The organism is Herminiimonas arsenitoxidans (assembly GCF_900130075.1).
In the GTDB taxonomy this organism is placed as follows: Bacteria; Pseudomonadota; Gammaproteobacteria; order Burkholderiales; family Burkholderiaceae_D; genus Oxalicibacterium; species Oxalicibacterium arsenitoxidans.
Genome location: NZ_LT671418.1, coordinates 1,844,557 through 1,856,902 on the forward strand (window position 1 = coordinate 1,844,557; position 12,346 = coordinate 1,856,902).

The window sequence follows — 12,346 nt, forward strand, 5'->3', positions numbered from 1 at the left end:
CATTACTTATTTTTATTTCACGATGTCTACGCATACCTTTCTCTGGCACGACTACGAAACCTTTGGCATCAATACGCGTCGTGATCGCCCGGCGCAATTCGCCGCGATCCGCACCGATGCAGAACTGAATGAAATCGGCGAGCCGATCATGCTGTACTGCAAGCCGGCCAACGACTTTTTACCTGATCCACAATCGTGTCTGATCACCGGCATCACACCGCAAGTCTGTCTGGAACGCGGCGTGCCTGAACATCAGTTTGCCGCAGAGATAGAAAAAGTCTTGTCGCAAACCGGCACCATAGGCGTTGGCTACAACACCATACGTTTCGATGATGAAGTTACACGCTTCATGTTCTGGCGCAATCTGATCGATCCGTATGCGCGCGAATGGCAAAACAGTTGTGGTCGCTGGGACATACTCGATGTCGTGCGCACTGCGTATGCTTTGCGCCCAGAAGGTATCAATTGGCCTAAACATCCAGACGGTCGCCCTAGCTTCAGACTGGAGCAATTGACCGCAGAAAACGGCATCGCACATGAAGCAGCGCACGATGCGCTGTCAGATGTACGCGCCACGATTGCACTTGCACGCTTGATTCGTGATCGTCAGCCTAAACTGTTCGATTTCTGCCTAGGCTTGCACAAGAAAGACAAAGTCGCTGCGGAAATCGGCTTGCCTGTACGTCGTCCGTTCCTGCATATCACCGGCATGATTCCCGCCGAGCGCGGTTGCATAGCTATCGTCTGGCCATTAGCAGTCCATCCGACGAACAAGAATGAAGTCATTGTGTGGGATCTCTCAGTCGATCCTGGTGAATTGGCAACATTGGATGCAGAAACCATACGCATGCGTATGTTCAGCAAGAGCGATGCATTGCCGGATGGCGTAAGTCGACTTCCGATCAAAACCATCCATCTGAATAAATCGCCCATCGTTATCAATAATCTGAAAACGCTGTCACCAGCGATGACAGAACAATGGGGCATCGATGTTGCCACTGCGCTCAAGCATGCAGAGATCGCAGCTGCCACACCCGATATGAGCGCTATCTGGCAGGATGTGTTCTATCGTCCGCAAGAAGCGACACCGGACGTAGATGAAGACCTGTACGGCGGTTTCGTTGGCAACAATGACCGACGCTTGCTGCAGGATTTACGCGCACTCTCGCCAGAAGCATTGGCCAAAGCCACACCAAGTTTTAACGATGCACGTCTGGAAGAAATCGTTTGGCGCTATCGTGCACGCAACTTCCCGCATACGCTTTCTGAAGAAGAAGTGCAGCGCTGGGAAGAACATCGCGCGGCACGTCTGTTTGATGGTGAAGGTGGTGCACGCACGATAGAAACCTTGTTTGCTGAAATCGACCAGTTGTCTGAAGATGTCGATGAACGCGGTGAGGAAATCCTTGGTGCGCTCTACGATTATGCTGAAGCGATCGCACCAAGCCGCGCATAAAATTCCTGCATAGCACTTATGCAGATCTGTCACTTGCAGTTGAACACGCCATGCTAATCTGTGCACTTGCAGATAAGGGCTCACGCCATTGATTGGAGATAGACATGCATCTTTCTTACTGGTGTGTTTTGATTGCCGGCATCATGCCCGTCGTTACCGTTGCCATCGCAAAATGGGGCCGTCCTGACTTTGACAACTCTGAACCGCGACGCTGGATGGAAAAACTGGAAGGCCGACGCAGTCGTGCAGATGCAGCTCATCGCAATCACTTTGAGGCATTTCCATTCTTTGCCGCGGGTGTGCTCGTCGCGCAACAACTACAGGCTCCGCAAGATTCGATTAACATGCTGGCTGCCGCATTTATTGCAGCGCGCCTTGTGTACACATTTTTGTATCTGACGGATCGCGCTACGCTACGTTCCATCGCGTGGTTGATCGGTTATCTGTGTGTCATCGCACTTTTCCTGACGCCCGTTTTTCATAGTGCTTAATGACATAGTTTGTTGGCGCTGTTTTTTCACTTTTTCTATTTATTGTTATGTCGCACGATCAAACTTTACAACTACTGCAAGAGTCTCTTGATGCCATTCGGCAAGATCACCTCACCGTGGCAGCTCTCTGCCAGACATGGCGCGCGCAAACCGCCCTTCTATCTGATTTGCCTACTCCTTATGGCAAAGTGATGGAAGATATGCTTGGCCGTCTAGAAGCCGGCAGCTTGTTCACTGAAGAGAGCTGCTCCTTCAGCCAGATCGATCTGCTGACCACACTGGATATGTGGCTGGATAATGCGCGACAAACGCTGGCCAAATCAAACTAAGCGCACGTCGCCCCCATCATTCTTAAAATAGTCAGCACAACCATGCAACAACTTGAATTTGAACTAAACGACGAATACGTCGAATTGAACCAACTACTGAAACTGGTCGGCATCTGCGATAGTGGTGGAGCCGGTAAGGTCATGGTTGCCAGCGGTAACGTCAAAGTAGATGGCCAAACCGAATTACGCAAAACCTGCAAAATCCGTGCAGGACAAGTCGTCGCCCTGGGTGACGTCCGCATCAAGGTACGCGCAGCAACATAAGTTGCGCCTTCCTGCTTCTTCATCATACCAACCCTTGAATGGCGCTCTCAACTTGTCTTTAGCACAATCGCAAAAGCCTACGCAGTGATGGCAGGCGTGGGACAATGAGGCCATGACGCCACACGAAAAATTAATCTTTGTCGATCTGGAAACAACAGGCGCAAACCTGCTCAACGATCGCATCACCGAAATCGGCATTGTTACCGTCAGTACTGATGGCAACATAGATCGATGGTCGACCTTCGTTAATCCAGGCCGGCCCATACCTGAATTTATTCAAGGTCTGACCGGCATCAGCGACGAGATGGTAGAGACTGCACCCTCGTTTGAAATATTGGCCGATGCCGTACGCACACGTTTGGAAGATGGATTATTCATCGCGCATAACGCACGCTTCGATTACGGCTTTTTGCACCATGCCTTTGCACGCTCAGGTCATGCATTACGCTCGGAAATGCTGTGTACCGTCAAACTATCGCGTGCATTATTTCCTGCCGAGAAAAAACATAATCTGGATACGTTGATCACGCGCCACGAGCTAATCCCGGAGGCCCGCCACCGTGCTTTGGCCGATGCGGATTTGTTATGGCAATTGTGGCGTAAGCTGAGCACCAACATACCGCATGAGGTCTTTTCCAAGGCCGTCCAAACCTTGCGACAACAACCAAATTTACCTCTACCAACAGCATCGGATAGTTAAACAGTAGTGCTATGCTGCTGACTAGCAAACGATAAGGTCGTCAATCCCATCAAACGGCCACACTTGCCTTTACCGATTTATATCTAAGGAATAAGACTAATGAGCAAACTCATCTACATCGCCGATCCTATGTGTTCGTGGTGCTATGGTTTTGGGCCGGAATTGGTGACTTTGATCAATGGTCTGCCAGACACGCCCTTGGAAATTATTGTCGGTGGCTTGCGTGCCTACAATACGGAAGTAATGGATGAGGAGTTGAAAGCAACGCTGCTTTCACATTGGAAGAAGGTTGAAGAAGTCAGCGGACTGCCATTCTCTAAAGATGGCTTATCGCATGCAGGCTTTGTCTACGATACCGAACCTGCTTGCCGCGCCGTCGTCGCAGCCGGCATCTTGGCTCCCGATACGGCACTCAACGTTTTTCATGCAATCCAACATGCGTTTTATGCCGAAGCTTTGGATACGACGAAGGGTGAAGTATTGGCAAAAATTGGCGCGGACGTCATCAGCAAAGCGGGTATTAAGATTGACGCTGCTGCTTTCCTTGCGACATGGTCATCCGAAGAAGCAATTGCAGCAACTCATGCCGATTTTTCCCAGACCAAACGTTGGGGTGTATCCGGTTTTCCAACGTTGGTATTGGAAAAAAATGGTGAACTGCACCTGGTCACATCCGGCTACACAAAAACAGAAACGCTGGTTGATCGTTTACAAGCGCTGATCGACCAACCAGCTTGATCTACATATTCCGCTCAATAAACAGACGTAACAGATAGAGTTTTAAAACAAGCTGAATCGTAGTTCAGCTTGTTTTAGTACATATGCTGTCCACCATTGATCGCGATGTTGGCACCGGTCAAAAATGCTGCCTCATCCGACGCGAGGTAAGCAACCAGGCCGGCAATTTCTTCCGGCTTGCCTAAACGACCCATTGGAATTTGCGGCACAATTTTCGACTCCAGCACTTCTTGTGGAATCGCCATCACCATCTTGGTACCGATATACCCTGGTGAAATCGTATTCACAGTGACGGCCTTGCGCGCGACTTCCAGTGCCAATGCTTTGGTAAAACCATGCATGCCTGCTTTGGCAGCGGAATAATTGGTCTGCCCAAATGCGCCCTTCTGACCATTCACCGAAGAGATGTTGATGATGCGCCCCCAACCGCGCTCCACCATGCCATCACATACTGGCTTCGTCATATTGAATACGGAATCCAGATTGGTGCCCATAACAGCATCCCAGTCAGGTTTATTCATTTTCTTGAAAGTCACGTCGCGCGTGATGCCAGCGTTGTTAACCAGCACATCGACCGGGCCGATTTCTTTTTCAACACGGGCAACGCACTGTTGCGCTGACTCGTAATCCGAAACATCACACGGATAAGCGTGGAAATCGTAACCACTGGCCTTCATCGTCTTCAGCCATTCATCCGCCTTGGTATTACCAGGTGAATAAGTTGTAACTACCTGATATCCAAGTGCCGCCAGTTTGATGCAAATCGCTTCACCCAAACCACCCATTCCTCCAGTAACCAATGCAACGCGTGTCATATTTTGTCGTCCTCTTAATTCGATATTTTTATTAAAAGCGTCAAAGAATTTTTATCGTTCAATCGCAAGTGCTACCCCCATACCACCACCGATACACAAACTCGCCAGTCCACGCTTGGCATCACGACGTATCATTTCATGCAAGAGCGTGACCAGAATACGGCAACCAGATGCGCCTATCGGATGACCAATAGCAATCGCACCTCCATTCACGTTGATCTTGTTTGTATCCCAGCCCATTTCACGATTCACTGCGATTGCCTGCGCCGCGAAAGCTTCATTGATTTCCATCAGGTCGAGATCTTGATGTGTCCATCCTGCTTTTTTCAAACATAGCTGTGCAGCTGGAACCGGGCCCATACCCATCACGCTAGGATCAACACCTGCCGATGAATAAGCTTTTATTTTTGCCAGTGGTTTGAGTCCAAGTTCATTAGCTTTTTTCGCCGACATCAAAATGACTGCAGCCGCACCGTCATTAATCCCGGATGCATTGCCTGCGGTGACTGTGCCATCTTTTGAAAATGCAGGACGTAAGGCAGCGAGCGATTCAGCTGTTGTTCCGTGCTTGATATATTCATCAGTATCGAAAACGACATTTCCTTTTTTACTTTGTATTTCAAAAGGAATGATTTCGTCTTTGAACTTGCCAGCCTTTTGTGCTGCCTCGGCCTTTTGTTGAGATGCGAGTGCAAACTCGTCTTGTTCCTGGCGTGAGATGCCGAATTTTTTTGCGATATTTTCTGCAGTGGTACCCATGTGATATTGATTGTAGACATCCCACAGACCATCAACAATCATCGTATCGGTCAACTTCGCATCACCCATGCGAAAACCATCACGTGAGTTATTCAAAACATGCGGTGAAGCGCTCATGTTTTCCTGCCCACCAGCGATGATGATTTGTGCATCACCACATTTGATCGCCTGCGCAGCAAGATGTGTTGCCTTCAATCCGCTACCACATACTTTATTGATCGTGAAAGCCGGCACCATGTCCGGTATGCCGCCATGTATCAATGCCTGTCGCGCAGGATTTTGCCCGCAACCGGCAGTCAGCACTTGCCCTAAGATTACTTCACTAATCAGATCAGCCGGAATGCCACTACGTGCCAATAAACTTCTAATGACGTGTGCCCCTAAATCTGTAGCAGGCGTCTTTGCCAAAGCCCCACCAAATTTTCCAACACCAGTACGTCCAGCAGAAACAATGACGACATCATCCATTTCAACTCTCCATAATGCACTTCGGGGAAACAACTTTTACCGTTGATCAGCAAGGCTACGCTGTGAAATTCGCACAAAGAACTCTCTGTTCAAAAGCACCTTCTTAGAACCGTATCTAAAAATTGTTTGGAACGCAATGACTAGATATCAAATAGATGAAAACTTCTGCTGACATAAAATTATTCTTCTTTTCTTAGACAGGTTATATGTCAGTTTTGCTGTCATCAGATTAAAAATGACGTAGGAATCATGATGACTAAATCACGCAAATTCAAAATGTTTTTCTTGAAGAATCGCTTCGTTCTTAATGCCTGATCAAGAATGTATTCACATCACGTGATGCGCATATAGACATGCATCAATGTTCATTCGAATCTATGCAAGTACACGAAGAGTCACACTGCTCCTGCTGTGATCGACTGAGGCACTCGATGCTGTTTGCTGTGAGGGTGTATCAGGAGGAAGGAGCGGAGGATATAAAGCGAAGTCTGAATAGAGTTACTGCTATCTGCTCTAGCTTTGATGACTAAGTGCGTGAATTGTTACGCATTTGCTGTGGCGCTACAAACCGATCGCGCAAAGCAAAAACCCCCCAGCATTTCTACTGAGGGGTTTTCTAAATAAAAGCCTGACGATGACCTACTTTCACACTGGTTGCAGCACTATCATCGGCGCAAATTCGTTTCACGGTCCTGTTCGGGATGGGAAGGGGTGGTACCAAATCGCTATGGTCATCAGGCATAACTTGTAAAGTCACTTGCTAAGTCGTTAAAGCTGACTTGAGCAAACAACTCAATCTGGAAGAAGTAAAGATCACACTGTAACCATGGGTGATGGTACAGCGGTTTTGATTGCACGAATCAAGTTCGCACTCACGTGTACTTGTTGCCTACACCTGCTAAGGTTATAGGGACAAGCCGTACGGGCAATTAGTATCAGTTAGCTTAATGCATTACTGCACTTCCACACCTGACCTATCAACGTCCTGGTCTCGAACGACCCTTCAAAGAGCTCAAGGCTCTGGGAAATCTCATCTTAAGGCAAGTTTCCCGCTTAGATGCTTTCAGCGGTTATCTCTTCCGAACTTAGCTACCCGGCAATGCCACTGGCGTGACAACCGGTACACCAGAGGTTCGTCCACTCCGGTCCTCTCGTACTAGGAGCAGCCCCCTTCAAATTTCCAACGCCCACGGCAGATAGGGACCAAACTGTCTCACGACGTTTTAAACCCAGCTCACGTACCACTTTAAATGGCGAACAGCCATACCCTTGGGACCGGCTACAGCCCCAGGATGTGATGAGCCGACATCGAGGTGCCAAACTCCCCCGTCGATATGAACTCTTGGGAGGAATCAGCCTGTTATCCCCAGAGTACCTTTTATCCGTTGAGCGATGGCCCTTCCATACAGAACCACCGGATCACTATGTCCTACTTTCGTACCTGCTCGACTTGTCAGTCTCGCAGTTAAGCACGCTTATGCCATTGCACTATTAGCACGATGTCCGACCGTACCTAGCGTACCTTCGAACTCCTCCGTTACACTTTGGGAGGAGACCGCCCCAGTCAAACTGCCTACCATGCACTGTCCCCGATCCGGATAACGGACCAAGGTTAGAACCTCAAACAAACCAGGGTGGTATTTCAAGGTTGGCTCCACGAGAACTAGCGTCCCCGCTTCAAAGCCTCCCACCTATCCTACACAGATTGGTTCAAAGTCCAATGCAAAGCTACAGTAAAGGTTCATGGGGTCTTTCCGTCTAGCCGCGGGTAGATTGCATCATCACAAACATTTCAACTTCGCTGAGTCTCGGGAGGAGACAGTGTGGCCATCGTTACTCCATTCGTGCAGGTCGGAACTTACCCGACAAGGAATTTCGCTACCTTAGGACCGTTATAGTTACGGCCGCCGTTTACTGGGACTTCAATCAAGAGCTTGCACCCCATCATTTAATCTTCCAGCACCGGGCAGGAGTCACACCATATACGTCCACTTTCGTGTTTGCATAGTGCTGTGTTTTTATTAAACAGTCGCAGCCACCAGTTTATTGCAACCCCTTCATCCTTCCACAGTAAAGTGGTCAAACTACAAGGGCGTACCTTATCCCGAAGTTACGGTACCAATTTGCCGAGTTCCTTCTCCCGAGTTCTCTCAAGCGCCTTAGAATACTCATCTCGCCCACCTGTGTCGGTTTGCGGTACGGTCTCGTTAGACTGAAGCTTAGAGGCTTTTCTTGGAACCACTTCCGATTGCTTCACGAATAAATTCGTTGGTCCCATGCCCTTGAATTACGCTGCCGGATTTGCCTAACAGCCTTCTATGACACAGGAACCGGGACATCCAACACCCGGACAACCTTCCGCGATCCGTCCCCCCATCGCATCTAACGACGGTGCAGGAATATTAACCTGCTTCCCATCAGCTACGCATCTCTGCCTCGCCTTAGGGGCCGACTCACCCTGCTCCGATGAACGTTGAACAGGAAACCTTGGGCTTACGGCGTGGAGGCTTTTCACCCCCATTATCGCTACTCATGTCAGCATTCGCACTTCTGATACCTCCAGCATCCTTTACAAGACACCTTCGCAGGCTTACAGAACGCTCTCCTACCATATATCCGAAGATATATCCGCAGCTTCGGTGACTGGCTTAGCCCCGTTACATCTTCCGCGCAGGACGACTCGATCAGTGAGCTATTACGCTTTCTTTAAAGGATGGCTGCTTCTAAGCCAACCTCCTGACTGTTTTAGCCTTCCCACTTCGTTTTCCACTTAGCCAATCTTTGGGACCTTAGCTGGCGGTCTGGGTTGTTTCCCTCTTGACGCCGGACGTTAGCACCCGACGTCTGTCTCCCAAGCTCGCACTCATCGGTATTCGGAGTTTGCAATGGTTTGGTAAGTCGCGATGACCCCCTAGCCATAACAGTGCTCTACCCCCGATGGTGATACTTGAGGCACTACCTAAATAGTTTTCGGAGAGAACCAGCTATTTCCAAGTTTGTTTAGCCTTTCACCCCTACCCACAGCTCATCCCCTAATTTTTCAACATTAGTGGGTTCGGTCCTCCAGTGCGTGTTACCGCACCTTCAACCTGGCCATGAGTAGATCACTTGGTTTCGGGTCTACACCCAGCGACTGAACGCCCTATTCGGACTCGATTTCTCTACGGCTTCCCTATACGGTTAACCTTGCCACTGAATGTAAGTCGCTGACCCATTATACAAAAGGTACGCAGTCACGGAACAAGTCCGCTCCTACTGTTTGTATGCACACGGTTTCAGGATCTATTTCACTCCCCTTCCGGGGTTCTTTTCGCCTTTCCCTCACGGTACTGGTTCACTATCGGTCGATATCGAGTATTTAGCCTTGGAGGATGGTCCCCCCATGTTCAGACAGGATTTCTCGTGTCCCGCCCTACTTGTTGCAAGCTTAGTTCCACACCACATATTTCGTGTAAGGGGCTATCACCCTCTATGGCTGCACTTTCCAGAGCATTCCACTATATCTGATGCTAAAACTTGCGGCTGATCCCATTTCGCTCGCCACTACTTTGGGAATCTCGGTTGATTTCTTTTCCTGCAGCTACTTAGATGTTTCAGTTCGCCGCGTTCGCTTCACACACCTATGTATTCAGTGAGTGATGACCCAAAGGGCCGGGTTTCCCCATTCGGAAATCTGCGGATCAAAGCTTGTTTGCTAGCTCCCCGCAGCTTATCGCAAGCTACTACGTCCTTCATCGCCTGATATCGCCAAGGCATCCACCATGTGCACTTATTCGCTTGTCCCTATAACTTTAGCCTCTCAATCGCTTGCGCTTTCAAGAAGACGGCTATAAGGCAAACAAGTACTACGTGTTTGCTGTATTGACACTGGATTATCCTTTCGGATAACTGATCGTCAATACTATTTGATTTGATACAATCAAAACCCATCAGCGCATCTCAACAATGCTTGCGCATCATTGGTTTGCACCAATAAATCTTTACTTCTTCCAAATTGTTAAAGAACAAAAACAGCCAATGATCTATCTAAAAGATCAAACCTAAATCACGTCTACACTTTCATGCAGATCAACTTAGGTTTGACATCTTGGTGGAGGTTGACGGGATCGAACCGACGACCCCCTGCTTGCAAAGCAGGTGCTCTCCCAGCTGAGCTAAACCCCCGAAACCGGTTATACGTATTTCTTGGTGGGTCTGGTTGGGCTCGAACCAACGACCCCCGCGTTATCAACACGGTGCTCTAACCAACTGAGCTACAGACCCGTTTGGATCAGTACCAACCAACAACCCGCAGACTGATTCAGCCTGCGTACTGCCGACATTAACTGTTCTTTTCTTACTAACAGACGATAAGTGTGGACGCTTAACTTTCACGCAAACTCTAGAAAGGAGGTGATCCAGCCGCACCTTCCGATACGGCTACCTTGTTACGACTTCACCCCAGTCACGAATCCCACCGTGGTAAGCGCCCTCCTTACGGTTAGGCTACCTACTTCTGGTGAAACCCGCTCCCATGGTGTGACGGGCGGTGTGTACAAGACCCGGGAACGTATTCACCGCGACATGCTGATCCGCGATTACTAGCGATTCCAACTTCATGTAGTCGAGTTGCAGACTACAATCCGGACTACGATACACTTTCTGGGATTAGCTCCCCCTCGCGGGTTGGCGGCCCTCTGTATGTACCATTGTATGACGTGTGAAGCCCTACCCATAAGGGCCATGAGGACTTGACGTCATCCCCACCTTCCTCCGGTTTGTCACCGGCAGTCTCATTAGAGTGCCCTTTCGTAGCAACTAATGACAAGGGTTGCGCTCGTTGCGGGACTTAACCCAACATCTCACGACACGAGCTGACGACAGCCATGCAGCACCTGTGTTACGGCTCTCTTTCGAGCACCCTCTAATCTCTCAGAGGTTCCGTACATGTCAAGGGTAGGTAAGGTTTTTCGCGTTGCATCGAATTAATCCACATCATCCACCGCTTGTGCGGGTCCCCGTCAATTCCTTTGAGTTTTAATCTTGCGACCGTACTCCCCAGGCGGTCTACTTCACGCGTTAGCTGCGTTACTAAGTCAATTAAGACCCAACAACTAGTAGACATCGTTTAGGGCGTGGACTACCAGGGTATCTAATCCTGTTTGCTCCCCACGCTTTCGTGCATGAGCGTCAGTGTTATCCCAGGGGGCTGCCTTCGCCATCGGTATTCCTCCACATCTCTACGCATTTCACTGCTACACGTGGAATTCTACCCCCCTCTGACACACTCTAGCCATGCAGTCTCAAATGCCATTCCCAGGTTGAGCCCGGGGATTTCACATCTGACTTACATAACCGCCTGCGCACGCTTTACGCCCAGTAATTCCGATTAACGCTTGCACCCTACGTATTACCGCGGCTGCTGGCACGTAGTTAGCCGGTGCTTATTCTTCAGGTACCGTCATTAGCAAACTGTATTAGAGCTCACCGTTTCTTCCCTGACAAAAGAGCTTTACAACCCGAAGGCCTTCTTCACTCACGCGGCATTGCTGGATCAGGCTTGCGCCCATTGTCCAAAATTCCCCACTGCTGCCTCCCGTAGGAGTCTGGACCGTGTCTCAGTTCCAGTGTGGCTGGTCGTCCTCTCAGACCAGCTACTGATCGATGCCTTGGTAGGCTTTTACCCCACCAACTAGCTAATCAGATATCGGCCGCTCCATGAGCATGAGGTCTTGCGATCCCCCACTTTCATCCGTAGATCGTATGCGGTATTAGCGCAACTTTCGCTGCGTTATCCCCCACTCTAGGGTACGTTCCGATATATTACTCACCCGTTCGCCACTCGCCATCAGGAGCAAGCTCCCATGCTGCCGTTCGACTTGCATGTGTAAGGCATGCCGCCAGCGTTCAATCTGAGCCAGGATCAAACTCTTCAGTTTAATCTCTGTTTTATGTCATTGCTGACATGGTTCTTTCGAACCGGTCGCTCACTCAAAATACTGACAGGTACTTTCATTTAACTGAAAGTATCTATATTTCTTTGTGAGCATTTAATGTTTAAAGTTATGACAACGAATAAATTCGCTGCCGCGCTTCCATCAAACGCCCACACTTATCGACTGTTAATTTTTAAAGAACCTGTTCTGCTTCGCTATCAACTTGCGTCGTTTGCGTCGCTGCGAATCGTTTTGTTCGTCAGCAGCAGAGAGATGAGATTATGTGGCATGTCTTCGTTTTCGTCAACATCTTTTTAATTTATTTTTTAAAAGATTTTTTACAAACTCTTTTAAAAACTTCTTAAAAAGACTCGCTTTAAAACCACTAAAACGAACGTCGAAAACAAATCC

At 49.0% G+C, this 12,346-nt stretch carries 8 protein-coding genes, 2 tRNA genes and 3 rRNA genes; 6 read left to right on the forward strand and 7 right to left on the reverse strand.

Translation table 11 applies throughout. From position 1 onward, the window contains the following. The first annotated feature begins 22 nt into the window (after positions 1–22). The 6 genes from sbcB (at position 23) to BQ6873_RS08740 (ending at position 3,978) form a co-directional block, all read left to right on the forward strand. Positions 23–1,456 carry an exodeoxyribonuclease I gene (gene sbcB, locus BQ6873_RS08715; RefSeq protein WP_076592297.1) on the forward strand — a complete coding sequence of 478 codons (1,434 nt, stop codon included), beginning with the start codon at positions 23–25 and terminating at the stop codon, positions 1,454–1,456. Positions 1,457–1,560: 104 nt separating this feature from the next. After that, positions 1,561–1,947, forward strand: coding sequence for an MAPEG family protein (locus BQ6873_RS08720; RefSeq protein WP_076592298.1), 387 nt, complete (start codon positions 1,561–1,563; stop codon positions 1,945–1,947). A gap of 47 nt (positions 1,948–1,994) precedes the next feature. Next, positions 1,995–2,276 carry a hypothetical protein gene (locus BQ6873_RS08725; protein ID WP_076592299.1) on the forward strand — a complete coding sequence of 94 codons (282 nt, stop codon included), beginning with the start codon at positions 1,995–1,997 and terminating at the stop codon, positions 2,274–2,276. Positions 2,277–2,318: 42 nt separating this feature from the next. Beyond that, complete coding sequence (locus BQ6873_RS08730) at positions 2,319–2,540, forward strand: RNA-binding S4 domain-containing protein (RefSeq protein WP_076592300.1); 222 nt, start codon at positions 2,319–2,321, stop codon at positions 2,538–2,540. A gap of 112 nt (positions 2,541–2,652) precedes the next feature. Next, the gene (locus BQ6873_RS08735; RefSeq protein WP_076592301.1) at positions 2,653–3,240 is read left to right on the forward strand and encodes a 3'-5' exonuclease; all 588 of its coding nucleotides are present in this window, start codon (positions 2,653–2,655) and stop codon (positions 3,238–3,240) included. A 99-nt stretch (positions 3,241–3,339) separates the two neighbouring features. Beyond that, positions 3,340–3,978, forward strand: coding sequence for a DsbA family protein (locus BQ6873_RS08740; RefSeq protein ID WP_076592302.1), 639 nt, complete (start codon positions 3,340–3,342; stop codon positions 3,976–3,978). 74 nt (positions 3,979–4,052) lie between these two features. Here BQ6873_RS08740 and phbB read toward each other — a convergent pair whose 3' ends face one another. The 7 genes from phbB to BQ6873_RS08775 form a co-directional block, all read right to left on the reverse strand. Continuing rightward, the gene (gene phbB, locus BQ6873_RS08745) at positions 4,053–4,793 is read right to left on the reverse strand and encodes a beta-ketoacyl-ACP reductase (protein ID WP_076592303.1); all 741 of its coding nucleotides are present in this window, start codon (positions 4,791–4,793) and stop codon (positions 4,053–4,055) included. 51 nt (positions 4,794–4,844) lie between these two features. After that, positions 4,845–6,020 (reverse strand): acetyl-CoA C-acetyltransferase, encoded by a 1,176-nt coding sequence (locus BQ6873_RS08750; RefSeq protein WP_076592304.1) that lies wholly within the window; start codon positions 6,018–6,020, stop codon positions 4,845–4,847. Positions 6,021–6,646: 626 nt separating this feature from the next. Beyond that, positions 6,647–6,759 (reverse strand): 5S ribosomal RNA (gene rrf, locus BQ6873_RS08755). Between the two features lie 169 nt (positions 6,760–6,928). Next, positions 6,929–9,803 (reverse strand): 23S ribosomal RNA (locus tag BQ6873_RS08760). Between the two features lie 305 nt (positions 9,804–10,108). Then, a tRNA-Ala gene (locus BQ6873_RS08765) sits at positions 10,109–10,184 on the reverse strand. 22 nt (positions 10,185–10,206) lie between these two features. Next, positions 10,207–10,283, reverse strand: a tRNA-Ile gene (locus BQ6873_RS08770). Between the two features lie 122 nt (positions 10,284–10,405). Beyond that, a 16S ribosomal RNA gene (locus tag BQ6873_RS08775) occupies positions 10,406–11,938 on the reverse strand. Together the 16S, 23S and 5S rRNA genes with 2 tRNA genes alongside form the textbook arrangement of a ribosomal RNA operon. Positions 11,939–12,346: the final 408 nt, after the last annotated feature.

What these genes read in the sequence shown, in the direction of transcription:
- BQ6873_RS08730 (WP_076592300.1), top strand. Translation starts at nt 2,319, where the DNA reads ATGCAACAACTTGAATTTGAACTAAACGACGAATACGTCGAATTGAAC.
- BQ6873_RS08740 (WP_076592302.1), top strand. Translation starts at nt 3,340, where the DNA reads ATGAGCAAACTCATCTACATCGCCGATCCTATGTGTTCGTGGTGCTAT.
- BQ6873_RS08725 (WP_076592299.1), top strand. Translation starts at nt 1,995, where the DNA reads ATGTCGCACGATCAAACTTTACAACTACTGCAAGAGTCTCTTGATGCC.
- BQ6873_RS08720 (WP_076592298.1), top strand. Translation starts at nt 1,561, where the DNA reads ATGCATCTTTCTTACTGGTGTGTTTTGATTGCCGGCATCATGCCCGTC.
- BQ6873_RS08735 (WP_076592301.1), top strand. Translation starts at nt 2,653, where the DNA reads ATGACGCCACACGAAAAATTAATCTTTGTCGATCTGGAAACAACAGGC.
- phbB (WP_076592303.1), bottom strand. Translation starts at nt 4,793, where the DNA reads ATGACACGCGTTGCATTGGTTACTGGAGGAATGGGTGGTTTGGGTGAA.
- sbcB (WP_076592297.1), top strand. Translation starts at nt 23, where the DNA reads ATGTCTACGCATACCTTTCTCTGGCACGACTACGAAACCTTTGGCATC.
- BQ6873_RS08750 (WP_076592304.1), bottom strand. Translation starts at nt 6,020, where the DNA reads ATGGATGATGTCGTCATTGTTTCTGCTGGACGTACTGGTGTTGGAAAA.